This window comes from Streptosporangium sp. NPDC001681, assembly GCF_040298085.1.
Classification (GTDB): Bacteria; Actinomycetota; Actinomycetes; order Streptosporangiales; family Streptosporangiaceae; genus Streptosporangium.
Genome location: NZ_JBEOZN010000025.1, coordinates 1 through 21,472, shown reverse-complemented (window position 1 = coordinate 21,472; position 21,472 = coordinate 1). Strand labels below are relative to the sequence as shown.

At 66.1% G+C, this 21,472-nt stretch carries 27 protein-coding genes and 2 pseudogenes; 18 read left to right on the top strand and 11 right to left on the bottom strand.

The features are described 5' to 3' along the window. The first annotated feature begins 161 nt into the window (after window positions 1-161). Window positions 162-821 carry a class I SAM-dependent methyltransferase gene (locus ABT130_RS14350; protein WP_350955719.1) on the top strand — a complete coding sequence of 220 codons (660 nt, stop codon included), beginning with the start codon at window positions 162-164 and terminating at the stop codon, window positions 819-821. Window positions 822-945: 124 nt separating this feature from the next. On the opposite strand, the gene ABT130_RS14345 is transcribed toward ABT130_RS14350, so the two are convergent. The 3 genes and pseudogenes from ABT130_RS14345 to ABT130_RS47780 form a co-directional block, all read right to left on the bottom strand. Further along, complete coding sequence (locus ABT130_RS14345) at window positions 946-1,875, bottom strand: ADP-ribosylglycohydrolase family protein (RefSeq protein WP_350955717.1); 930 nt, start codon at window positions 1,873-1,875, stop codon at window positions 946-948. A gap of 52 nt (window positions 1,876-1,927) precedes the next feature. Beyond that, window positions 1,928-2,092, bottom strand: a complete 165-nt coding sequence (locus tag ABT130_RS14340) for a hypothetical protein (RefSeq protein WP_350955715.1) — start codon at window positions 2,090-2,092, stop codon at window positions 1,928-1,930. Continuing rightward, a pseudogene (locus tag ABT130_RS47780) lies at window positions 2,068-2,225 on the bottom strand (IS30 family transposase); the annotation flags it as partial. The gene ABT130_RS14340 and the pseudogene ABT130_RS47780, both read right to left, overlap by 25 nt. Window positions 2,226-2,376: 151 nt before the next feature. Here ABT130_RS47780 and ABT130_RS14335 point away from each other — a divergent pair. After that, window positions 2,377-3,060 (top strand): hypothetical protein, encoded by a 684-nt coding sequence (locus ABT130_RS14335; RefSeq protein WP_350915989.1) that lies wholly within the window; start codon window positions 2,377-2,379, stop codon window positions 3,058-3,060. Between the two features lie 281 nt (window positions 3,061-3,341). Here ABT130_RS14335 and ABT130_RS14330 read toward each other — a convergent pair whose 3' ends face one another. Next, on the bottom strand, window positions 3,342-3,563 hold the full coding sequence (locus tag ABT130_RS14330; protein WP_350955713.1) for a TetR/AcrR family transcriptional regulator: 222 nt from the start codon (window positions 3,561-3,563) through the stop codon (window positions 3,342-3,344). Window positions 3,564-3,727: 164 nt separating this feature from the next. Between ABT130_RS14330 and ABT130_RS14325 the strand changes: the two genes are divergently transcribed. Further along, window positions 3,728-4,432 carry a DUF4386 domain-containing protein gene (locus ABT130_RS14325; RefSeq protein WP_350955711.1) on the top strand — a complete coding sequence of 235 codons (705 nt, stop codon included), beginning with the start codon at window positions 3,728-3,730 and terminating at the stop codon, window positions 4,430-4,432. Between the two features lie 325 nt (window positions 4,433-4,757). Here the strand turns inward: ABT130_RS14325 and ABT130_RS14320 are convergent, their stop codons facing one another. Then, window positions 4,758-5,372, bottom strand: a complete 615-nt coding sequence (locus ABT130_RS14320; RefSeq protein ID WP_350955709.1) for a TetR/AcrR family transcriptional regulator — start codon at window positions 5,370-5,372, stop codon at window positions 4,758-4,760. A gap of 217 nt (window positions 5,373-5,589) precedes the next feature. On the opposite strand from ABT130_RS14320, the gene ABT130_RS14315 reads away from it, so the two are divergent. The 3 genes and pseudogenes from ABT130_RS14315 to ABT130_RS14305 all read left to right on the top strand — a co-directional run. Further along, window positions 5,590-5,964 carry a nitroreductase family deazaflavin-dependent oxidoreductase gene (locus tag ABT130_RS14315; RefSeq protein WP_350955707.1) on the top strand — a complete coding sequence of 125 codons (375 nt, stop codon included), beginning with the start codon at window positions 5,590-5,592 and terminating at the stop codon, window positions 5,962-5,964. Window positions 5,965-6,113: 149 nt separating this feature from the next. Next, a complete protein-coding gene (locus tag ABT130_RS14310; RefSeq protein WP_350955705.1) occupies window positions 6,114-6,869 on the top strand; it encodes a sugar nucleotide-binding protein in 756 nt (251 codons plus the stop codon). 133 nt (window positions 6,870-7,002) lie between these two features. Then, window positions 7,003-7,593, top strand: a pseudogene (locus ABT130_RS14305) (helix-turn-helix domain-containing protein); the annotation flags it as partial. Here ABT130_RS14305 and ABT130_RS14300 read toward each other — a convergent pair. Then, window positions 7,527-8,117 (bottom strand): hypothetical protein, encoded by a 591-nt coding sequence (locus ABT130_RS14300; RefSeq protein ID WP_350915976.1) that lies wholly within the window; start codon window positions 8,115-8,117, stop codon window positions 7,527-7,529. The pseudogene ABT130_RS14305 and the gene ABT130_RS14300 sit on opposite strands and share 67 nt — an antisense overlap. A gap of 525 nt (window positions 8,118-8,642) precedes the next feature. On the opposite strand from ABT130_RS14300, the gene ABT130_RS14295 reads away from it, so the two are divergent. The 3 genes from ABT130_RS14295 to ABT130_RS14285 all read left to right on the top strand — a co-directional run bounded on the left by ABT130_RS14295 (window position 8,643) and on the right by ABT130_RS14285 (window position 11,589). Next, window positions 8,643-9,455, top strand: coding sequence for a hypothetical protein (locus ABT130_RS14295; RefSeq protein ID WP_350955701.1), 813 nt, complete (start codon window positions 8,643-8,645; stop codon window positions 9,453-9,455). Between the two features lie 216 nt (window positions 9,456-9,671). Further along, a complete protein-coding gene (locus tag ABT130_RS14290) occupies window positions 9,672-10,721 on the top strand; it encodes a DUF6461 domain-containing protein (RefSeq protein WP_350955804.1) in 1,050 nt (349 codons plus the stop codon). A 52-nt stretch (window positions 10,722-10,773) separates the two neighbouring features. Further along, the gene (locus tag ABT130_RS14285; RefSeq protein ID WP_502992143.1) at window positions 10,774-11,589 is read left to right on the top strand and encodes an IS5 family transposase; all 816 of its coding nucleotides are present in this window, start codon (window positions 10,774-10,776) and stop codon (window positions 11,587-11,589) included. A 58-nt stretch (window positions 11,590-11,647) separates the two neighbouring features. On the opposite strand, the gene ABT130_RS14280 is transcribed toward ABT130_RS14285, so the two are convergent. Together ABT130_RS14280 and ABT130_RS14275 are read right to left on the bottom strand one after the other, a co-directional pair. After that, a complete protein-coding gene (locus tag ABT130_RS14280; protein ID WP_350955699.1) occupies window positions 11,648-12,058 on the bottom strand; it encodes a phosphotransferase in 411 nt (136 codons plus the stop codon). A gap of 27 nt (window positions 12,059-12,085) precedes the next feature. Beyond that, on the bottom strand, window positions 12,086-12,415 hold the full coding sequence (locus ABT130_RS14275) for a methyltransferase domain-containing protein (RefSeq protein ID WP_350955697.1): 330 nt from the start codon (window positions 12,413-12,415) through the stop codon (window positions 12,086-12,088). Window positions 12,416-12,420: 5 nt separating this feature from the next. Between ABT130_RS14275 and ABT130_RS14270 the strand changes: the two genes are divergently transcribed. After that, a complete protein-coding gene (locus ABT130_RS14270) occupies window positions 12,421-13,047 on the top strand; it encodes a sugar nucleotide-binding protein (RefSeq protein ID WP_350955695.1) in 627 nt (208 codons plus the stop codon). 163 nt (window positions 13,048-13,210) lie between these two features. On the opposite strand, the gene ABT130_RS14265 is transcribed toward ABT130_RS14270, so the two are convergent. Continuing rightward, complete coding sequence (locus ABT130_RS14265) at window positions 13,211-13,708, bottom strand: Scr1 family TA system antitoxin-like transcriptional regulator (protein ID WP_350955801.1); 498 nt, start codon at window positions 13,706-13,708, stop codon at window positions 13,211-13,213. Between the two features lie 157 nt (window positions 13,709-13,865). Further along, complete coding sequence (locus tag ABT130_RS14260) at window positions 13,866-14,633, bottom strand: MerR family transcriptional regulator (RefSeq protein WP_350955693.1); 768 nt, start codon at window positions 14,631-14,633, stop codon at window positions 13,866-13,868. A gap of 299 nt (window positions 14,634-14,932) precedes the next feature. Between ABT130_RS14260 and ABT130_RS14255 the strand changes: the two genes are divergently transcribed. Then, complete coding sequence (locus ABT130_RS14255) at window positions 14,933-15,370, top strand: hypothetical protein (protein WP_350955691.1); 438 nt, start codon at window positions 14,933-14,935, stop codon at window positions 15,368-15,370. On the opposite strand, the gene ABT130_RS14250 is transcribed toward ABT130_RS14255, so the two are convergent. Then, window positions 15,362-15,607, bottom strand: a complete 246-nt coding sequence (locus tag ABT130_RS14250; protein WP_350955689.1) for a hypothetical protein — start codon at window positions 15,605-15,607, stop codon at window positions 15,362-15,364. The two genes, ABT130_RS14255 and ABT130_RS14250, sit on opposite strands and share 9 nt — an antisense overlap. A 292-nt stretch (window positions 15,608-15,899) precedes the next feature. On the opposite strand from ABT130_RS14250, the gene ABT130_RS14245 reads away from it, so the two are divergent. From ABT130_RS14245 to ABT130_RS14215, 7 genes are all read left to right on the top strand, one after another. Next, a complete protein-coding gene (locus ABT130_RS14245) occupies window positions 15,900-16,460 on the top strand; it encodes an RNA polymerase sigma factor (RefSeq protein ID WP_350955687.1) in 561 nt (186 codons plus the stop codon). After that, window positions 16,457-17,416, top strand: a complete 960-nt coding sequence (locus tag ABT130_RS14240; protein ID WP_350955685.1) for a hypothetical protein — start codon at window positions 16,457-16,459, stop codon at window positions 17,414-17,416. Before ABT130_RS14245 ends, ABT130_RS14240 begins: the two co-directional genes overlap by 4 nt. A gap of 247 nt (window positions 17,417-17,663) precedes the next feature. Next, window positions 17,664-18,482: a sugar nucleotide-binding protein gene (locus tag ABT130_RS14235; RefSeq protein ID WP_350955683.1), complete on the top strand. Its 819-nt coding sequence runs from the start codon at window positions 17,664-17,666 to the stop codon at window positions 18,480-18,482. A 43-nt stretch (window positions 18,483-18,525) separates the two neighbouring features. Beyond that, entirely contained in the window at window positions 18,526-18,648 is a 123-nt protein-coding gene (locus ABT130_RS14230) for a hypothetical protein (protein ID WP_350955681.1), read from the top strand. Window positions 18,649-18,927: 279 nt separating this feature from the next. Then, window positions 18,928-19,929, top strand: coding sequence for a PASTA domain-containing protein (locus tag ABT130_RS14225; protein ID WP_350955679.1), 1,002 nt, complete (start codon window positions 18,928-18,930; stop codon window positions 19,927-19,929). Next, on the top strand, window positions 19,926-20,522 hold the full coding sequence (locus ABT130_RS14220) for a hypothetical protein (protein WP_350955677.1): 597 nt from the start codon (window positions 19,926-19,928) through the stop codon (window positions 20,520-20,522). Before ABT130_RS14225 ends, ABT130_RS14220 begins: the two co-directional genes overlap by 4 nt. Before the next feature lie 152 nt (window positions 20,523-20,674). Then, the gene (locus ABT130_RS14215) at window positions 20,675-21,349 is read left to right on the top strand and encodes an HflX-like GTP-binding protein (protein WP_350955675.1); all 675 of its coding nucleotides are present in this window, start codon (window positions 20,675-20,677) and stop codon (window positions 21,347-21,349) included. Window positions 21,350-21,472: the final 123 nt, after the last annotated feature.

Below are 21,472 nucleotides of genomic sequence, written 5' to 3'. Positions count from 1 at the left end.
GGCGTTCCTGCTCCTGCGTCAGTCTCACCCTCGACGCCAGCCCGCTGACCAGGCCAAACACTCCCGTGTGGACGTCGTCTGAACCGTGGAGCCGTCCCAGCCGGCAGGAGAGCTTTAGCCTGCCCCGTCTTCTTGTCAGTGACGGGTGACATGATCGGCCGATGCCGGAGACCAGTGCTTCAATCGCGTCCTTCTGGGACGCTTTCGCCGCTTCCTTCGACGAGGAGGCCGACCATGGTCTTCGCGATCCAGAAGTCAAGGCCGCGTGGGGAGAGCGCTTGCGCTCGTGGATTCCTCCTTCGCCTGCCGATGTCTTGGATCTGGGGTGCGGCACCGGCTCGTTGTCCTTGGTGCTTGCCGAGCAGGGCCACCGGCCGGTCGGGGTGGACCTGGCGCCGCTGATGGTCGAGCAGGCCCGGCGCAAGCTCACTGCGGCCGGCTTCGATGCGCTGATGATGGTGGGGGACGCGAGTAACCCGCCCGCGCAGGCGGGGACGTCCTTTGATGTGATCCTCTCCCGTCACCTGCTGTGGACCCTGCCTGATCCACAGGAGGCGTTGCGCCGATGGATCGGCCTGCTGCGCCCTGGCGGGCGTTTGGTGCTCATCGAGGGGCGCTGGGCGACTGCCGAACCGGGTGAGGAGCAGTCCTATGAGGTCGGATCCGAGTCGATGCCGTGGATGGGCGGGGTCGAGGCCGAGCAGCTTGTGCAGGCACTGCGACCGCTGGTGAAGACGTTGCGCGTCGAGTCGCTCCTCGATCCGATTTTGTGGGGGCGGCCCATCCAAGACGAGCGATATGCCGTTGTTGCCTTCGCGTAGCGATCCGCTTCTCAGGTACCCGGTCGACACGTATGAGACGTAGAGCTTTGATCGCCTTCCTGGGCACGCGACGACCCCCCTTCCGCCGTGAACGCTGGACGGTGCATGGGTTGCCGCCGTACGTTCACCTCGCCAGACGCTGTGCGAGATCGACCAGCTCCGGCAGGCGCAGCACCCGCTCGCCGGCCCCTGGCAGGGGGACGTGCAGGGGTTCGGTCCAGCGTACGGGGATGGCGTCGGCTCCGTAGACCGCACCGGCGAGACCGCCGGTGACCGCGGCAACGGTGTCGGTGTCGCCACCCAGGTCGATCGCGACGCGCACCGCGTCCGCATAGCTGGAAGTGGTACGCAGTGCCCAGAGCGCCGAGCCGAGGCAGGGCCAGACGGCACCGTTGAACTCGGTGGCGTCGTCGGGGTGCCAGCGCGGCGTGAGAACAGTGGAGTATCGCTCCCGGTGATCGGGGTCGACGAGGGCGAGGCTGTCCGGCAGCGCGGCAACGGGATCGGCGCCCTCCAGCGCCACGCGCAGCAGATCATGGAAGATGGCCGTTCCCTCCCACGCCGCGGGGTCGCCGTGGGTGAGCGCGGCGATGCGGCGGGCGGCGTCCATGGTGGCGGCCTGTCCGTGACGGGCGAAATAGACCGCGGAGGTGGTGGCCCGCATCAGCGAGCCGTTTCCGGCGGCGCGGTGGTTGGTCCGGAAGTGGGTCGCGGCCGCACGGTCCCAGGGCATGCCGTTGGTCAGGACATCCTCGGTCTGCAGCCCGATGTCCTTGGGCTCGCAGGCCGCCCAGCGCTGAAACCGGGCGAAGATATCCGGCAGGTCCAGTCCCTCGCGCTCCAGCAGCGACTCCGCCAGGTGCACGGCCATCTGCGTGTCATCGGTGGCCTCCCCGGCGTCCCAGCCGCCACCACCGCACATCTCGTTCTCCTTGCCGGGAACGGGAAACCGAGCGGAGAACACCCCGGCGAGGCCGAACTCAAAGGGAGCGCCCAGCGCATCGCCTACCGCCGAGCCCACGACGGCGCCGACGGCACGCCGAGTACGGTTCATCGCGGCAGCCTACCGGGAGGTATTTCCGACGCTCAGCCTCGAATCCGCTGATTCAGCGGGAGCGATGCCGCCCCCATGCTCCCCCGGCCCCGGCGGCTCGCGCCCGGAAATCGCGTCCTTCCACCGGGCCGAACCACGCCTTGTACAGCCGGAACAGCGTCCACAGCGCGGCCAGGCCGGCCACCGCGTCCGCGGGCGCGGACCGCCAGGCCGACACCTGGTCTTGCGTCCGATGCCTACAGCACGGCATGCATCGACCGTCCCCACGCCTGACAACACCAGCCGTCAGTACTCCAACTCGACATCCAACCTGCGCTGGGTCCTCGCCTCGCCATCAACACGCCCCTAATGATCAGGTGTGTTGCGACAAGCACTGGAACTCAGGCGTCGTCAGGGGTCACCGTTCGCGCGTCGCCGGCGCCGCACCCTGCATAGTTTTTCCTTTCATCCGTCCCATTCGGTTGCAACCAGTCCTTAAGCGCCGCCGTCCACGATCTGATCATGGGGAAGACGACGCGGGAGCGCCGTAACAGACGGCAGCGATGGGAAGCGGCCCGAGCGCACGAGGGGGCGCAGGGGCGGCGACGGCGGGAGGCTGCCCGAGCACACGCGAAGGCGCAGGAGCAGCACCTCAACACGAACGGCTCTTCCTCGACGGCTCGAAGGACCGGCGAGATCGGCGCGAACCTGTTCGCTGCGCTGGGGATGCTCATGCTGCTCTTCGCGCTGGTGGGATTTCCGGTCCTCATCATCGACTCCACCGTGCCCGACGTGCGGACGGCGCTCGGCATGAAAGGCGCACCCGGGACCGCGACTGTCCTGTCCTGCAGGGAGTACCGGATCGGACGCAACGGCACCCGCAACGACTGCAAGGCCCGGTTCGTGTTCGAGGACCCGGCCAGAGCACCGGTTGTCCTGCAGACCGTGGCTGACACGGAGGTGGGAGAGACATTCCCGGCCGCGATCAGCACGCTGGGAGACCAAGTCATCCCCACCGGCACCCGAGGCGTATGGAGGGTCGTGCCGGTGATGAGCGTCGTCCTGCTCATACCGGCCATACTGCTGTTCTCCTTCGGCCTCCTGGCAGAATCCAGGGCGATAAAGAGATCGATGAAGATCGGAGCGGGCGTGCTGGTGGCGGTCATGGCTGCGGCCGTGATCGGAGGATTCACACTGGGCCGGTGAACCGCTGGTCGGACCGGCGCGGTCCGGCCCAAGGCCGGCTCGCCGCCGAACAGGCCAGACTGCGCCATGTGCAGGTCGCTGTCGGATCCGTGGGTACCGGCGGCCCGTCGTCTTCGATCCGGAGCGCTACCGGCAGCGCAACACCGTCGAACGCTGTTTCCAGAAGATCAAGACCTGGCGCGGTCTGGCCACCCGCTACGCGGCCGGACTCTACCTCCGAGGCTCGATCATGTGGCTGAAACCCCTCACCTCAACCACATGATCCGAACCTCGAACAGCTCCTAGGGCCGGCCGGGACCACGGCTCCGGTCCGACGAGAGGTCTGGCTCTGGGAACTCGATCTCGCCGAAGACGGCGTCGGCGATCCCGTCGAGGATCGTGTGCTTGTTCGCGACGTGGTGGTACAGCGACATGGCCTCGACGCCAAGCCGCTCTGCGACATCGCGCATGCTGACCGCCGTGACGCCCCACTCGGCGGCGACGGTCACCGCTGCCTCGATCACGCGCTGCCGGCTGAGCGGTGGGCGGGGTGTCGACGTTCCGGGCACCCGGACCTCTTTCTGCAGCAGAACCCTTGTGGCCTTACATGTGTAAGGGTAGAGTCGGCAACGTCCTTACAGGTGTAAGAAGGAGCGGCTAGCCCGCGCCGACATATGGGAAAAGTGTTATGAATACAAGCAGGCAGGCAACCGCAATTGCGGGCGCGTTAGTCATCGTGGGCATGATCGCCGGCGTGCTAAGTGTTGTTCCCGCTCTCGAGGAGCCACACTATCTCGATCTCATTTCTGCACATGAGAGCCAGGTCATCGTCGGCGCAGTTTCTCAGTTCATCATGATCCCCGCCTATGTTGGGTTTGCGCTGCTCCTGTATCCGGCATTGAGGATGGAGAATGAAGCGCTCAGTCTGGGTTTCCTTGGATTTAGACTGATCGCAGCGATGTTCCATTTCATAGGCGTGATTTTCTTGCCTTTGTTTCTTGTGCTGGGTCAGGAGTTCGCCCAAGCCGGCGCTTCAGACACATCCCACCTGGAGACCTTGGGTGAGTTGCTGCGGACGGCGCGCGACTTGGTTAATCATGTCGCTTTGATCATCTCGCTGACCCTCGGAGATCTCCTGTTTTTCTGTATTCTATATCGGTCGAGATTTGTCCCTCGCTGGTTGTCCGCATGGGGACTTATCGGGGCCGGATTAGCTATGTTGGCGAGCTTCTTGGTACTGTTTCGTCTGGCTGACGTCGTCACGCCAATCTATCTAGCCATAAATGCGCCACTGGCCCTACAAAGCTTGGTCTTGGCCATGCTTTTGATCACAAGAGGCTTCGATACAAAGACATTGACCACGGGCCACCAGCACGACGGCCGGCGCGGCTGACGTGCACGTCGTCCCAACTTGTTGCGACGGCTGTGCGCGCCGAGAACTCGGTCATGTCATGCGACCTGCAGATACTCGTGTACGAGGCCGCCGAGTCGATCTCGTCTCAGCGGTCGAGCGGCCGCTGCGGAGGGCGGGGAGTGCGGTCGAGCCTCGCGGCAACCTGACCTTCTGCTTTTCAGTCTTTGATGTGGCTGCGCGCACGCCCTGCGTGGCGCGAACGCCGGGGGTTCCTCGCTGGATATCGCTGAACACGCCGCCAGTCCCCGCTGCGAGCGTTTCTGGGGAGGGGCAAGGTGAGTCTCACGTAGCGGTGTCGGGGGCTCTACCTCCGGCGAGCTTCGAGCGCATCCAGAATCAGGTCCAAGCCGTAGCTGAACTCGCTCGTGTGGTCGTAGCCCGGCCGCAGGGCGTGGTCGACGATCATCTCTGTGAGGTACGGCAACTCGTCCGCCGGCAGGTGCTCGAGGATGCTGCCGGCCACTTCCTCGACATCGTCCGGCGTCGTCATCGGCAGGTTCGCCTCCTGGAGAACGAACCCGCTGATGTAGCTGTCGATGAGCGAGACAGCGTGCGCGGCCATCGGCAGCGTGAACCCCGCCTCGCGGAGGACACCGAGGACGGCGTCGTGGTGGCGTAGCGTCGCCGGCCCCGGGTTGCGACGGGAGTCCATGAGGCCGAGAGCCCAGCTGTGCTGCGACAGGACCGCACGCGCGGAGGAGGCGCGCGCACGGATCGCGTCGCGCCAATCGTCGCACTCGGCGCTGGGTAGCTTGATCGCCGCGAACACCATGTCGGCCACGCCGTCGAGGATCGCGTCCTTGTTCGGTACGTGGTGGTAGAGCGACATCGCCTCCACGCCCAGTTCCTGCGCCACCCGTCGCATCGTGATCGCCTCCACGCCGCCGCGATCCGCGACCCGGATCGCGGCTTCCAGCACGCGACCTCTGCTGAGCGGTTGCCGTGGCGGTAGCGGTGGTGGTGGGGACACGACGGCTCCAGAGTGCGGGCGGGATTGACAACCTTACAATTGTAAGCCAGCCTTACGCTCGTAAGCTGCCTTACTAATGTAAGTCCTCCCGGGTGGGAATCAGCTGGGAGCCCGGCGAACGTCTGACCCACGACGCGCCCCGCCGGAGCGAGGGAAGGAGATGCCGATGCCGATGCCGAAGTGGTGGGGGCACGTGAACAAGCAGGTGTTCAACCCTCGCGCGATCGCGAGCGGGACGTGGCCGGTGCTGACTCACGTCGGTCGCATCTCTGGCACGACGTACCGCACGCCGCTCGATGCGCACCCTGTCGACGGCGGCTACCTGTTCGTTCTGGTGTATGGATCGCGCTCGGACTGGGTGCAGAACATCTTGGCGGCCGACGGGGCGCGGCTCCGGGTCGACGGGAGGGAGGTGGAACTCGCCGCCCCACGCCTCGTCGGGGAAGACGAGGCGTTCCAGGCCCTCTCCGACGAGGTGGCACGCCCACCGAGGCTGCTCCGTATCACCGAGTTCCTCCGTATGGACCTGGTCGCAGGCTGACGATCGACGTCCAGCGCGGAGCCTCGACCACCGTTACCAACTACTCGCTAAGGACGGCATCGACACCCGGCACCGTGTCGCTGCTGACGCCTCCAGGATGCGAGCGCGGTCACTGCGATCGGACAGGCGGGCTACGAGCCTCCGGGGTCGTGGCCAAGCATGAGGTGGCTGCGACCTACCTGACCCGATCAGGAGAGACCGCGGGTGTCGACTGGTTGCCGCTCGATGTGCGCCGACGAGAGGACGTCCATGCGCTGATCGACGCATTTCAGCCAGAGGTGGTCATCAACGCCGCATACCGGCAGACAGATTGGGCGACCACGGCGACCGGAGCCGTGAACGTGGCTCTCGCTGTCGCCGCGACAGGTGGGCGCCTGGTCCAGGTGTCCAGCGACGCGGTCTTCTCCGGTGCCGCGATTCGCTACGACGAGACGTGCGTCCCCGACCCGATCACCCCGTACGGTGCGGCCAAAGCCGCCGCCGAGACAGCGGTGAACGCGATCGCGCCAACCTCGGTGATAGCCCGGACATCCCTGATCATTGGTGACGGTGATTCTCCACACGAGGCGCTGGTGCATTCACTGGCCACCGGCAGGGCGAGAGGAATGCTGTTCACCGACGACGTGCGCTGTCCGGTGCATGTCGTCGATCTCGCCGCGGCGCTCCTCGAACTCGCCGCATCCGAATATCACGGCATCCATCATGTCGCCGGAGCCGATGCGGTAAGCCGATACGAGCTGGGGCTGCTCATCGCCCGACGCGATGGACTCGACGCGGACCAACTGCCTTCGGGCCGACGAGCGGACACCAACATGCCCGGCCCGCTAGATGTGCGCTTGGAGTGCGGCACGACTCAGCGACGGCTTCGGACCAGGCTACGTGGCGCGCGGCGGTTTCTGGGGTGACGTTCCCCGGTAATCGCGATCTTCTCGTGTCGGAACCGAGCTGGTGACGGAGCAGTACTGATCAAGAAATGCGGGCGTGACCTAAGGACGGGCGCCTGATAGAGGTCGTTTATCCAGGTGGCAGCCTGGAAGTATGAGGTACTCCGACAGAAGCGGGGGGCTGTCCGCACCGGAACGGGAGCGGCGCGAGACGCTGCGGTTCCAGGCCGCGGACATGTTCGCCGGAAAGATCACACCGCCGCGGGTCGCCCAACTATTGAGCATCACCCGTAAGTCCGCCTACGAGTGGTACGCGCTGTGGAAACGAGGCGGCAAGACCGCGCTGGCCTCCAAGTGCACCGCTGGGACCGGCTGCAAGCTCACTGATGAGCAATTGGATCGGCTGGAGGCGTTTCTGGACGAGGGCGCCGTCGTGCATGGCTGGGACGATCAGTGCTGGACCAGCACCCGCGTCGCCGTACTGATCGCCGAGAGGTTCCACCTCTCCTACACCCCCCGCGGAGTGGCCTACCTGCTGGAGCGACTCGGCTGGTCGTTCCAGGTACCGTCGCACCGGGCGGCCCGGTGCGACGAGGCGCAGATCGCCACCTGGGTGAAGCAGGTGTGACCCGTGATAAAAGCACCCGGGCGGCCCGGGGTAACCCCCGGCTTTCTTGTTCAGTACGACGGGGTGTCTTTTTCGCCGCGGAGCACCCGGAGTGCCTCCTCGGCCCGATTCTGGGCCTCCTGATGCGTCAAGCCGTCCACGGAGGCGACGAAGGAGACGAAGACGTCCCTGTCGGGGGCCTTGAAGCTGAAGGTGTCTCCCAGCGAGGGGAAGATTCTGCGCGTGAGTTCCATCGTGGACGCGGTGATCTTCTCGTTGGGAGTACTGTCCCCGCCGATTGCCGAGAGCATGCCGAACCATGCGCCGAGGCGCCACGTCAGGGCCTTGGCGAAGGCGATGTTGAACGGAATCCCCACGATGGGAATGGAGCCGACGAGCTTGTCCCAGAGCAGGTCCTGGGCGAGGAAGGGAATATTCGGCTTCAGGTATTCCTTGGCGGCCTCCGCGGTGATGTGGCCCCTGCCGTAGATGCTCCGTACGTCGTTCCACAGGTCGATGTAGAACGGAATCGCGATCACGTCGACGACCAGGTTCGCTCCGCCGCCGAAGAACCCGCTCGCACCCTGCGCCAACACGTTTCCCGTCGCGAGGGTGCTGGTTCTTTCGTAAACCCGCGCGGCGCGCTCCTCTTTTTCTTTCATGTTCCCTTCCGCTTTTTCGTGTCCTGCCAGATGAAATGAGGCCGGGGGACTGGCCGTACCGAGTGTAGAACGAGGATTGATCTCTGGATACGGTCCCGTTCCCCGGGGCGATGGCCGCCCCGCGGGTTGTTTCCCCGGCGCGTGCCGCCGGGACCTGACGGCGTCCCTCATCCCTTCAGGGGCCGGCGGGGCGAGAGCGGCGTCCGTGGCGGATCGGTACGGCGGCCGAGGCCGGGGGTAGTGCCGAGCCGGTCGGCCAGGCGCCGCCTGACGCGCCCGAGCGGGAATCCATTCGATTCCCGCTGTGTAGTGAATTTTTCGGACAAAACGATGTCGGATCTGCTAGGAAGATGTCCGGCAAAGATCCGTTCCAGAGAGGGCATTGTGGGGAGCGACGACAACCAACGGTCGTACGGAGAGGATCTCCGCGAGCAGACCGGCCCGGTGGGACCGGTGTCGCAGCGTGAGCCTGGCCGCACGGGGGGCGACGTGTTGTCGGATGGATGGGGTTCGGGAACAGCTCAGGTGCCTGTCCACGGCGACATCCAGGTGTATGTCCAGAGCGATGTCCCCGTGTCCGCCCAGAGTGACACGCAGGCGTCCGCCCGGAGTGACGCGCAGGGGTCCGTCCACGGCTACACCTCGGTGTCCGTTCACGGCGACGAACTTCAGGAGACCGCGGCTTTCGACGAGGAAGACGAGCGCTCCTGGCGCGAGGTCGGCCAGGACCCGGAGCAGACGCGCGGCTTCCTGGGATCGGGCTGGACGGGGGAGCCGGACGACGAGAAGCCCCGGGGCAAGGTGTTCCTGGCGGTCGCCGTGGGTGTCGTGGTGGCGGGACTCGCGGGCGGCTGGATGCTGTCCTCCACCGTGGGCTCGACGCCGGACGCCGCATGTCCGCCCGGTGTCAACTGCGCGACGGGCGAGCGACCGCAGCCGTATCCGGCGGACCTCCCGGCCGAGGAGACCGAGGAGGCGACGGAGTCCGCTGTCGAGCAGAGCGTCACTCCCGAACCGACGACCTCCTACACTCAGGCGTCTCGCAGTCCGGTCCCCCGGCCGACGCCGACTCTCAGCACTCCGCCGGTGAAACCGGCTCCGGAGCCCGCCGGGGAGCGCAGGGATGACGGCGCCAAGAACGTGCAGCCTCGGCCGCAGGTCTCCGCCGAGCCCGTTCCCTCGCAGACGGCCCAGGCTCCGATTCGGGACTCCGCTCCCGCTGAGAACCCCGCCCCGAGCCAGAAATCAGCTCCGGCTGAGAACCCGGCTCCGGCCGAGAACCCGGCTCCGAGCGAGAAGCCGAAGAGCGGTGGCGGCCTGCTCGACTGGCTGTTCTGAGCACTGTCCGTCCTTTCAGTCCTTTTCCTCCACGCAGGTACACGCACCACGCCTGCGGGTTTGACCCCTGGGCTGACCGGCGCCGCCGCGGGGGTCAGAGTGTGATGGAACGAAAACGCACGCTAAGAGTTCCTAACAGAATGATCTCTGTTGTGCTTTGATCTCTCGCTGTAGCGGCGGCGTGAGGAGTGGGTAGTGGCGAGACCGGACTTGGGCATGCTGGTGCACTATCGCGAGCTGGTGGAGGAAGTGCTGACCGTACCGTTATGCGTCACCTGGATCGAGATTCTGCCGGCCGCTGACGCGCTCGTTACCGTGGGACAGCGCGAGGACGGGATGGGCAAGCGCACGTACGCGCAGACGGTTCAGGCCGCCTACGACGCGCTCCCCGTCCATGCCGGAGCGGTGATGGCTGGAAGCCGGGGACGCTGGACCGTTCTGGTCGAACCTAACGGCTTTCAGGGATCGCGCCCGGGGGTCCTGTCCCAACTGTCCCGTCAAGGACGGGCGCTGAGCGTGTTCTGGAACGACAACGGCGACGGGCAACTCGCCTACGCCGAGCACGGCCACGTGCTGACGATGATGGACCTGTTCGACCCCGAAGACCCCGAAGACCTTCCTGACGCGCTGTCGGCTTGGACGGAGCTGGCAGCGGAGGACGATCCCCGAAGTGCGGGACTGGCGCTGGGGGAGATCGTCACCGGTCAGCGCCTGGACGCGGAGTGGCTGGCGGCTGAGCATCCGAGCGCCATCTTGGACGCGCCTCCCGAAACAACCGGTGCGCCCTCGGTCGACCAGGACAAGCGCGACCATCTCGCCTACCTCGCCGCCGACCCGCGCGTGGCTGACCTCATCGCCGACCCCGACCCCGTAAGAACACGGGAGATCGCCGCTTTGGTGGCGGAGACCGCCTGCGAGTTGAGCGGCCTGGACGTGCCGCTGGTCAACCGGGTCCTGGACGCTCTGGCGCAGGCGCCCGTCCCGGAACTCCTTGCCGAGTTGCGTGCCGAAGTACGCTTCCTTGGCCAGGAGTTGCTGGGTCAGAGCCCGCACTCTGGTGCGCCGCGCCCGACGGTAGAACGCTGGCACATGCGATACCGGGCGGTGGGTGTCCTGGAAGCGGCACTTGAGGAGGACGCGGTGACCGCGGCCAGGGATGCCATCTTCCGGATCGGCATGCTCCGGCTCGGTGACTACGAAGGTCGCCGGGTGGGCGCGCTCATGGGAGTGTTGGAGCAGATTCAGAAAGCTGAAAGGTCTCAATGATCCCTGTTGTGCTTTGATCTCTCGCTGTAGCGACGGCGAGAGGGGTGGGCAGGTGGCACGGCTGAAGCCGTGGGAGGTCAGCGATGAGCTGTGGGCGGTCATCGAACCGCTGCTGCCCAAACATCAGCGTCGAGCCCGTTGGCCAGGACGTAAGCGGCTGGATGACCGCCTTGCCCTGCAGGGCATCTTGTTCGTGCTCTACACCGGCATCGCCTGGGAGCACCTGCCCCAGGAGCTGGGGTACGGCTCGGGCATGACGTGCTGGCGGCGGCTGAACGAGTGGAACAAGGCCGGCGTCCGGCAACGCCTGCACGAGGTGCTCCTGGCCAAGCTGCGCGCGGTCGACGCCCTCGACTTCTCCCGGGCCGCGGTGGATTCTTCCCACGTCAGAGCTCTAAAAAGGGGGGCGCAGACCGGGCCGTCCCCGGTCGATCGAGGACGGCCCGGCAGCAAACACCACCTGATCACCGACGCCACCGGCATCCCGCTCGCGGTGATCCTCACCGGCGGCAACCGCAACGACGTCACCCAGCTGGTGCCGCTGCTGGAGGCGATCCCGCCGGTACGCGGCAAGCGCGGACGGCCCCGCCACCGGCCCGAGGTCGTCTTGGCCGATCGCGGCTACGACCACGACAAGTACCGCAAGCAGGTTCGCGCCCTGGGCGTTCGCCCACTCATCGCACGGCGCGGCACCGAGCATGGCTCCGGCCTGGGCAGACACCGCTGGGTCGTCGAGCAGACCTTCGCTCTGCTGCATCACTTCCGCCGGCTACGGATCCGCTGGGAAGTTCGTGCCGACATCCACGAGGCCTTCCTCAGCCTCGGCTGCGCCCTGATCTGCTGGCGACGCCTCAACTCATTGTGTTAGCAGTCCTAAGCCCGTTCCCGCAGCTCAACCATGGTGGCGAAGGCTCTCGGTCATAGGTCTACTGGCGTGCGCTTCCGTTCCATCGCCCAGCACGCGCGCGGCGGTCGAACGCGGGCGCCTCGGCGAACGTTCGGTTGGAGGGAGAGCGGTGGGAGGCGGACCGCCAGGCCGGTACCCGGGCCAAAAGCGCCTCGGTCTGCTCCGAGGTGTGGCCCGCCTCGATGAAACGGGGAGCGAGCATGACGGCATCCACCCACGCGGCACCGCGCACCGCGAACGCCCAATCGACGACGTACGTTCGCCCCTCATCAATCCGGAAGTTGCCGGAGTGCAGGTCGTAGTGGAGAAGGGTGTCCCCCTCCAGCGCGTCGGGGCTGAACCTGCCGAGCGCCGTCTCGTACATGCTCCGGTAGGGCAGCTCTTCGGCGAGCAGGCACGCGGCCAAGGAGTCCAGCAGCCGGTCCGACACGAGGGGCCGCGCTGGCGGCCGGGAAACTCAGACGGGCAGGTCCCAGCTCGGCCCGCCGGGGTCGCCCAGCCAGACACGCTGACGGTCCCCGCTCACGGTGAGCCCGTACGCCGACTGGTGCGGAGATCCCGCACCCTGCCAGAGCAGGACGGCGTCCTCGACCGCGTCCCACAGCCGTAACGGACCGTGCTGGCGAACCGTCCACCCACCCGCCGGGTCGGGCCGGGTGGTGGCCTGCGAACCGGTGGCCACGTCCAGCAGGGCGACCTCCTCACCGCCACCCAGTCTCACCGCCGACGGCGCGGCCAGCTGCCCCACGAACAGCCCGGCCGGATCGTCCAGGACACGCGGGTCCACCAGAGGTGGTCATCAACGCCGCGTACCGGCAGACAGATTGGGCGACCACGGCGACCGGAGCCGTGAACGTGGCTCTCGCTGTCGCTGCGACAGGTGGGCGCCTGGTCCAGGTGTCCAGCGACGCGGTCTTCTCCTGTGCCGCGATTCGCTATGACGAGACGTGCGTCCCCGACCCGATCACCCCGTATGGTGCGGCCAAGGCCGCTGCCGAGACAGCGGTGAACGCGATCGCGCCAACCGCGGTGATAGCCCGGACATCCCTGATCATTGGTGACGGTGATTCTCCGCACGAGGCGCTGGTGCATTCACTGGCCACCGGCAGGGCGAGTGGAGTGCTGTTCACCGACGACGTGCGATGTTCCGTGCATGTCGTCGATCTCGCTGCGGCGCTCCTCGAACTTGCCGCATCCGAGTATCACGGGATCCACCATGTCGCTGGAGCCGATGCGGTGAGCCGATACGAGCTGGGGCTGCTCATCGCCCGACGCGATGGACTCGACGCGGACCAACTGCCTTCAGGCCGGCGAGCAGACACCGGCGTGCCCGGCCCGATAGACGTGCGCTTGGAGTGCGGCACGACTCAGCTACGGCTTCGAACCAGGCTGCGTGGCGCGCGGCAGTTTCTAGGGTGACGTTCACCGATGATCGCGACCTTCTCATGAGCGCGTTCTCGACCGAGCCCTAGACCTGACCGTCCGTGAGGGCGTGTTCCGACGGTAGGAACCCGCTCACAGCGGGTCAACGAGATTGCTCCAGATTGCTCGAAAACCTGTCCACACCCGGGACCGGTAGCCGTCAGTCGCGGGGCTCGGCTTCGGCGTGCAGGTCATCGAGCACCCGAGCGATGACCTCGCGAGCCTCGCGGCCGTAGCGGGCGACGCCCGCCAGGGAATCGAAGATCTTCACGTAGATCTCGATCTCGCTGGGCTGGGTGAGGGTGAGCTCCGCGGCGAAGGTCTCGACGAGCACGGTTCTATTTTCCAGGATGTGGAATCCGTGCAGAGGCGTGGCCGCGTACGACTCCCGTAGCGGGATGACGCCGAGTCTCAACCTGGGCAGCGACGTCGCGACGGACAGGCGGTCCAGTTGCTCCATCAGGATCTCGCGAGGTGCCGTCCCATACCGCAGCGCCGCCTCGGTCATCACGATGTGAACGTCCGCTTCGTACAGGACGTCCTGGCGCTTGATCCGCGCCTTGATCCCCTCTTCGATATCGTCACGTGCCCCCCAGATGTCCACCGATCGTCTGAAGCGCTCTCGCATGTACGGAGGAATCTGGAGCAGACCGGGGATGACGGAACGCTGAATTTTTCAGGGCGTTCTGGGTCCGCTGCGAAGAGACTTCGGACCGCCTTCTCGCTTGCGTCTTGTGTGTTCGCGGCGGTACTGGTCTAGGCCGAGGCGATGGTTTGAAGGATCTGCAGCTCCTTCAACCCTCATCCAGCGAGGTTCAGCTCAACCGGGCGTGTGCGTATGCGGCCATGGCGTCGCGCATGTACACGGCCAGGCCCTCGGCGATCCGCTCGTAGTTCGCCCTGAACCGCTCATCATCGACCTGCATTTGGCCCAGATGCGCGTACTCCACCGCGGTCGGCGTCCAGAATCGGGTCATCTGCCGGTAGTGAGCGTCGAGCTCGACGAAAACCACGGGGTCATCAGCAGGTGTGCCGGCGGCCATGAACTCGGCCATCCGGATCATTCCCGCCGTTGCCTCCTGTTGCATGCGGTCGATCTCCTGCGGAGTCAGGGTGTCCAGGAGCTCCTGCTGCCCGGACCGCTCCCACTGCCCCGGCCACCGCTCGCGGGCCTCCGCGCCGTACCGCGCCCCGTCGAACCCCTCGAACAGATTCTCCGGCCTACTGATTTTGGACATGCCGCCCTTCCTTTCGTTCTCCTGGAGGTCGGTGATGGTACGAGCCACCATGCGGGCCACCGCGTCCAGCCGGTCGCGCTCCCCCAGCAGCCGCCGGTGGTGCTCGCGCAATGCCGCCACCGGATCGGTGTGCCGGTCGATGACTTCCTTGATCTCGGCGAGACCGAGGTCGAGCTCCCGCAGTACCAGGATCTGCTGCAGTCGCAGCAGCTGATCCTCCTCGTAGTGGCGATAGCCGTTCCCGCCGACCCAGGCAGGTGTCAGCAGCCCGATCTCGTCATAATGGCGCAGAGTCCTTGACGTCACTCCGGACATCCGCGCCACCTGTGCGATCGACCATGCCATGGCCTGCCCACCTGTTCCCCACCATCACCGAGCCGGTTCTTCCGGCTCGTCCATGACGGTAGATGTTTACGCAACGGCAAAGTCAAGCTGAGATCGAACGGCCAGGAAGCGCGCGGACGGGGACCGGTCCGGTGATCAGCCGCAGTCCGACTTGCTCCGCATCAGGGCACAGTCGCTGAACGAGGCGCGGGAACCGCTCGACGATGAGGTGCCAGCGAACGCGGCAAGCAGCACCGTGTTCCACCGCGAGGAACCACTGGGACGAACCCGGACGTTAGTCGTGCGGGGGTGCTGAGAGCATGACACGAGTCTTCAAAGTCCTCTGGTTCATCGCGGGTGCCGTTATGGCCGTCCTGGCGGTGCTGCTAGGCGGTGTGGGGTTTTCTCCGGTGGAGCGCTGGATCCGGCGGCCTATCCGCCACCCGGACGGATCGGTGACCGTCGAAGGGGGGATCGTTCAGCTTCCGAAGACCCCCGCCCCTGGCAAGGAGTTCTTCGGCTTCGTGACGGTGTCGACGACGAAGGTCGTGCTCTCCATCGACAAGGAGGCGAAGTTCGCCCAGGTCGTGATTCCCCTGGCGGGAGCGGAGATCGACGTGCTCGATCACGACGACAAGAAGGACTTTTGGGCGAGGGTCCTGGTGACCACCGCCAAGGGCGGGGAGTATCGGCTCTCGTTCCATCCCGAGCACGTCGAGGCCCTCGACCTGTTCCGTGCGGCCGTCCCGTCAGAGTGAGCGGTAGAGCACCCAGGCCCGCCCGGCCTCGGCGGCGCGGGCACGGAAATCGCGCCCTTCCACCGGGCCGAACCGCGCCTTGTACAGCCGGAACAGCGTCCACAGCGCGGCCAGGCCGGTGACCGCGTCCGCGGGCGCGGACCGCCAGGCCGGTACCCGGGCCAGCAGCGCCTCGGGCTGCTCCGGGGTGTGGCCCGCCTCGATGAAACGGGGGCGAGCATGACGGCGTCCCCCCACGCGGCACCGCGAACTGTGTACGGCGTGATCGCCGCGGTCAGGCAGGATCTCCGAAACGCGACTGGCTGCCAACACCGGGTGAGGCAGGGCCCTCGCTTCACATCTCAACGACAACACCGACCAGGACTGCCCTCTCGCCTTTCCCGGTCAGATTGCATCTGACCTGCTCACGTCCTCGCGTCGAGCAAGGCCAGGTGAGACGGGGCAACTTTTTCGTGGTGACTGGAAATGATGCTTCATCCGCGCACATAGGCAGGGTTGTCCGTTAAGTGAGTTGATGAGGAGAGTTGCCATGGGACCGCCCGTGGATAACGAGCGGCTGGTCAGATTCGAGGCTGTCTACAACCAGGCCTACGGCCAGATCACGGCCTATGCCGCGCGCCGCTGTGATTCACCGCAGGACGCGGCGGACGTTGTGGCGGAGACCTTCACCACTGCCTGGCGGCGGGTGGACGAGCTGCCGGAGGGAGAGGAGGCCACGCTCTGGCTGTACGGTGTGGCGCGCAAGGTACTGGCCAATCACTACCGAGGTGACAACCGCCGACGGGCACGCCGTACCGGGCTCGATGCCAAGATGGCCGACCTGTATGGAGACTCCCCGGACAGCAAGGTCGAGCTCGAAGCGATCGGACAGGTCTTCCGGACCCTGTCCGACGATGACCGCGAACTGCTGTCGCTGGTCGCCTGGGAGGGCCTGGATCGCGAGGAGATCGCGACAGCACTCGGGGTGTCGCGCAATGCCGTACGCATCAGGCTTCACCGTGCCCGCAGGCGCTTTTCCCGAGCCCTCGCAGAGGCCGGTGTCCGCTTCACCGCAGAGAGCCGGTTGGTACCGACGGAAAGGCCGCTATGAAGAACATCGACGAGATCGAGGCGGTGAAGTCGCTGGCCAGGGTTGAGCCTGGCAGGCAGGGAGGTAGCCCGGCCGACGCGGAGGCGCAGGCGTTGCTGGCCGCGATCACCTCGGAAGAGCCGGGCACGGTGACGAGGACCCGCAGGTACGCTCCCCGACGGCTTGCCCTGGGACTGGCGGCCGCGGTCGTGCTCGCCACGGGTGCGGTGCTGGGCCCGAGCCTGCTGGAGAACGGTTCCGGAGGGTCAAGCTCCTGGGCCGTCACCAAGGCCGCCAACGGGATGGTGACCATTCAGGTCCGTGACTTCCGTGATGCCGCGGGCTTGGAGAAGCGGCTGAAGGACCTCGATGTTCCCGCCATCGTCAACTACGTTCCCTGGGGACAGCGATGCCGCCAACCGCGTGGCAAGCACGTGATGGACATCCCCCAAGGTCTGTACAGCCTGCCGGAGAACATCCCCGGCGAAAAGCACGGCTGGCAGATGCGGATCGACACCAAGCTGTTCAGACCGGGCCAGACCTTCGTCTGGACCATCAGCGCCCCTGAGAGCGGGAAAGGCGGCAGCACCAGCACTTATCTCATGGAGGGGCCGGTGGCGTCCTGCGTGCCCGTGCCTGCCCCCGACCCAACGGAGATCAGATCGGAATTCCGGAGCGCGACGCTCAAGGGCCGCTCGCTGGAGGGGTTCCGCGTGGACGAGAAGACCGTCGGCGAGGTCCTGCCGGAGCTCAAGAAGCGGGGCAGGAAGGTCATCTTCCTGATCATATCCATCCCGCCGGGGAACCCCGGAGGTTACGGCGAGGAGCGCACGCAGGAGGAGCCCGTCGGCGACGACTGGATCGTCTGGGAGGCGGAGGAGAACGCCAAGGGGGTGATCCGCCTGCTCGTCACCGAGAAACGCTACGACAGGAACCCCGTCTACGGAGACCCGCGAGACGCCGTCATCACCGATTAAAGCCCGGTGGACGCACTGCTCTCAGAGTCCGTACGGCCTCCGCGAGCAGCGCTACACCGATGTAGAGAACCTGCTCGGGATGCGCTCCTCTCCTGCGAAGGGCACCCCGGCCGACGCGGCGTGGATGTTGGCCGGGATCTGCCTGGCCCTGCTGTTCGGTCACGTTCGCGCGGACGCGCCGTAGGAACGGAGTGCCGATGAGTATGTCGGCTGCTTCAGAGCGACTGATCAATTATGGTGACCGGCCATGAGATTCCTCATCGTCGGTGGCAGTGGTTTTCTCGGCAGCGAACTCGTCCGGCAGTGTTCGGTGGCCGAGCATGAGGTGGCTGCGACCTACCTGACCCGATCAGGAGAGACCGCGGGTGTCGAGTGGTCGCCGCTCGATGTACGCCGACGAGAGGACGTCGACGCGCTGATCGACGCGTTTCAGCCAGAGGTGGTCATCAACGCCGCGTACCGGCAGACAGACTGGACGACCACGGCGACTGGAGCCGTGAACGTGGCTCTCGCTGTCGCCGCGGCAGGTGGACGCCTGGTCCAGGTGTCCAGCGACACGGTCTTCTCCGGTGCCGCGATTCGCTATGACGAGACGTGCGTCCCCGACCCGATCACCCCGTATGGTGCGGCCAAAGCCGCTGCCGAGACAGCGGTGAACGCGATCGCGCCAACCGCGGTGATAGCCCGGACATCCCTGATCATTGGTGACGGTGATTCCCCGCACGAGGCGCTGGTGCATTCACTGGCCACCGGCAGGGCGAGTGGAGTGCTGTTCACCGACGACGTGCGCTGTCCCGTGCATGTCGTCGATCTCGCCGCGGCGCTCCTCGAACTTGCCGCATCCGAGTATCACGGGATCCACCATGTCGCTGGAGCCGATGCGGTGAGCCGATACGAGCTGGGGCTACTCATCGCCCGACGCGATGGACTCGACGCGGACCAACTGCCTTCAGGCCGGCGAGTGGACACCGGCGTGCCCGGCCCGCTGGATGTGCGCTTGGAGTGCGGCATGACTCAGCGACGGCTTCGGACCAGACTGCGTGGCGCGCGGCAGTTTCTGGGGTGACGTTCACCGATGATCGCGACCTTCTCATGTCGGAACCGAGCCGGTGACAGAGCAGTTCGGTGGGGTGGCCGGTCCCGGTGCCGACCTCCACTTCGGAGATCCGCGCGACGTCGAGAACGAGGTAGGCATTCCCGCGGCGGTGCCCCGCGCACTCTCGACCAGGTGACCGTCGAGCTGCGTCATCCAGGTCCTGTCGCGGTACACCAGGCATCCGGCGCGCTCGTGGGCATGCGGGGCCAAGCAACGTGCCGGGCCCCGGCGATAACGGCGCAATTGATCAACCTGAGCGGAAATTCGGGCATGGGACATGGAATTTCCCGAATTTCGCGACGGCGACAGAAACGAGCACGGACTATCAAAACGTATTATCATGTGATATACGACCATTAGTCGCTTCGCCGATTGGCCCGTGAGGTGGATGATGGTTCGTCCTTTTCTCATTCTCATGGTATCGCTGACGGCATTTCTCCCTTTCACCTCCCCCGGCGGAGAATCCCCGGATGACACCGGCGACAGCTGCCTGGCGGAAGTGAATGGCCTGGTGGGGTGGCCGCTCCAGGAAGCTCGGCAGTGGCTCAGGACTCAAGCCCGAGACATCGACATCAGTCTGAACCCTGCCGACGTCCCGGCCACATGGTCACCTTTGGTGATCAGCGCTCAGTCGGATTGCGACAGCGAGGCCACGCTCGAACTCGGCACCCGCGTGCCCAACCTGATCGGCTTCACCCTCCAACAGGCCAGCGACGAGCTCACCCAGATCGGGCTGCCGACCCCCGGCTTCCAGCCAAGCGACGCGGCCCCCGGCTGGAAGGTGGTGAACCAGAACCCCGGCGAGGACGCGCTCGTGCCCTACGACACGAGCGTGGACTTTGATGTGATGGCACCGGTCACCTCGCTGCCGGAGACCAGCCCGCCCAGCACACCGCAGACCTTGAAGCCCACGCCGAGCAGGTCACAGCAGCCCCGCGTCGTCGTGCCGTCACTGACGGGCCTCGACCGGGCGAAAGCCAAGAAGGAGCTTGCCGCCGTAGGCCTGGTGTTGCGGCTGGATCCAGATTCCCCTCGTGCGGGCAAGGTCGTCACCCAGGACCCTTCAGAAGACAGCATGGTCGCCAGAGCCACCAAGGTGACGGTGTGGCTTGAGGCGTTGGAGGATAACCCGAATCCGGGCAACGCCAGCGCGGAGCTGAGTCTGGAAGGCGGGGCCGCACTCGCCGGCCTGCTGCTGATCCTGCTCCTCGTCTGGTCGCTGATCCGCCGTCGCCGTACCCGCAAGAAGCGGGCTCGGCAGAGCAGGCCCCACACCTTCGCGATCCACTGCGTTCCTCACCCCGATCTCACGCCCGGGGTGGAGATTCACCGCAGCAGGTCGGTGAGCTCACCGGATATCCGAGTCGAGACATACGCCGACCCCGGTCGCCAGGAACTCAGAAAGGTCCTCCCGTGACAGTTTCCATCGAAACCGATCCGAGCACGGCCGACCTGCTGCTCTTCGGCGATCCCCGCTACGCCGCGGAGGCCCTGGGCGAGGCCATCGACGCGCAGCGGATGCTGCAGACGATCCGAGGCGGCGCCCGGCGTGCCGACACCGCCTTCAGGGACGCGCTCAACGGCAACGTCGCACAGGCAGGAAGCGAACTGCTGAGCGGCCTGGATCTGGGCACGTGCCTGCTCGGCGGCTGGTCGAAGTACCGCGAGCTGCGCCTGGCCGCCCGAAAAACGGTCGAGAACCCGGGCAGCACACAGTTGGTCCGCCTGGCCGAACACAAGATCACATCCAACCACGCCCCATACGTCGAGGTTTTCCTGGACGGCAAGCGAGTCGCCCGGGTCGATTTCGGGATCAAGTTGGAGTTCGACATCGCGCTGCTACAGGCGGGCGTCAGCCAGGGCCGGATAATGAGTTTTCACGCGCCCGCGTGCACGGCGAGCATCACCTGGAGCGTGCGCGGTTTCACCATCGCGCGGAACGAGGCGCCGATCTCCTTCAAGGCGCGTGCCAATCTCGGCAAGGGAATCCCTCTCTACAGGGAGAATTGACCGGCCCGCCCGGCACGACCGTTCTCCGAATCCGCATCCAATGGCCTGCCGTTCGGGCGAGAGCCGATGGTTGGCAGCTGAACGGCGAACGCCTGGCCTTCCGCCATCAGCATCGGAATTCCGCCGGATCGTCCCCGCCCTGGGGGCCGGACATGACCGCCCGCAGCCTGCTGACGCTCTTCTACAGCAGCTCCAAGCTCCGCAAGGGCCACGAAGACCTGCTCCGCACGCTGAAGACGGCGGCCGAAGGCTGGCGCATTGCGGGTGGCCGCCCCCGGCGACAGCCCGACGCTCTGACTGCGCGGCACGGCCACCACATACCGTGCCGCTCGCAGAAACTACTTACGCTGAGGCGTATGAGTCACCGGCGTCATCGGCAGAGGAGAGAACGTCGGCGGTCCAGCGTTGAGCCGGCATCCCACCTGACGAATCTGGTGGCGGACGCCGACGTATTGATCGCCGGTCTGTTCTCCGCCAAGCGGAAGGATCATGCCGACCTCATGGATGATCTCGCTGCGGAGATCACCGAGTTGGGTGGGCGAGTCGTCCGGCGGTTCGTGCAACGCCGAGGCGTCTCGGGCGGCAAGAAGGGCCAGGCTCCAGGCGGTCAGGCGAACATGGATCAGCCCTACTCATCGCGAACGCTGATGAGCACCGGCAAGGTGCGCGAGATCGCAGAGGCCCGTACGGAGACCCAGGCCGCGGCCGTTGTGTTCTCCAACGACCTGACCGGCAGGCAACGGACGGTGCTGACCGACATCCTTGGCTGCCCCGCATTGAGCCGCAGCGACCTGCAACGCTCACCAGACCTTCCTTCGCCAAGATGACCACTGGGCCGGTCATGCTGACTCCGCTGCTACTGAGTTTAAATCTCCAGAGTTAGGCCAGTTCGAAGGGCAGACCGGTCTCGTTGAAGAAGCCGGTAATGAGGTCGGGCCGGTACTGCATGC

What these genes read in the sequence shown, in the direction of transcription:
- ABT130_RS14345 (WP_350955717.1), bottom strand. Translation starts at nt 1,875, where the DNA reads ATGAACCGTACTCGGCGTGCCGTCGGCGCCGTCGTGGGCTCGGCGGTA.
- ABT130_RS14325 (WP_350955711.1), top strand. Translation starts at nt 3,728, where the DNA reads ATGAATACAAGCAGGCAGGCAACCGCAATTGCGGGCGCGTTAGTCATC.
- ABT130_RS14255 (WP_350955691.1), top strand. Translation starts at nt 14,933, where the DNA reads ATGACACGAGTCTTCAAAGTCCTCTGGTTCATCGCGGGTGCCGTTATG.
- ABT130_RS14235 (WP_350955683.1), top strand. Translation starts at nt 17,664, where the DNA reads ATGAGATTCCTCATCGTCGGTGGCAGTGGTTTTCTCGGCAGCGAACTC.
- ABT130_RS14225 (WP_350955679.1), top strand. Translation starts at nt 18,928, where the DNA reads ATGGTATCGCTGACGGCATTTCTCCCTTTCACCTCCCCCGGCGGAGAA.
- ABT130_RS14300 (WP_350915976.1), bottom strand. Translation starts at nt 8,117, where the DNA reads ATGAAAGAAAAAGAGGAGCGCGCCGCGCGGGTTTACGAAAGAACCAGC.
- ABT130_RS14335 (WP_350915989.1), top strand. Translation starts at nt 2,377, where the DNA reads ATGGGGAAGACGACGCGGGAGCGCCGTAACAGACGGCAGCGATGGGAA.
- ABT130_RS14215 (WP_350955675.1), top strand. Translation starts at nt 20,675, where the DNA reads ATGACCGCCCGCAGCCTGCTGACGCTCTTCTACAGCAGCTCCAAGCTC.
- ABT130_RS14290 (WP_350955804.1), top strand. Translation starts at nt 9,672, where the DNA reads ATGCTGGTGCACTATCGCGAGCTGGTGGAGGAAGTGCTGACCGTACCG.
- ABT130_RS14315 (WP_350955707.1), top strand. Translation starts at nt 5,590, where the DNA reads ATGCCGATGCCGAAGTGGTGGGGGCACGTGAACAAGCAGGTGTTCAAC.
- ABT130_RS14245 (WP_350955687.1), top strand. Translation starts at nt 15,900, where the DNA reads ATGGGACCGCCCGTGGATAACGAGCGGCTGGTCAGATTCGAGGCTGTC.
- ABT130_RS14260 (WP_350955693.1), bottom strand. Translation starts at nt 14,633, where the DNA reads ATGGCATGGTCGATCGCACAGGTGGCGCGGATGTCCGGAGTGACGTCA.
- ABT130_RS14350 (WP_350955719.1), top strand. Translation starts at nt 162, where the DNA reads ATGCCGGAGACCAGTGCTTCAATCGCGTCCTTCTGGGACGCTTTCGCC.
- ABT130_RS14240 (WP_350955685.1), top strand. Translation starts at nt 16,457, where the DNA reads ATGAAGAACATCGACGAGATCGAGGCGGTGAAGTCGCTGGCCAGGGTT.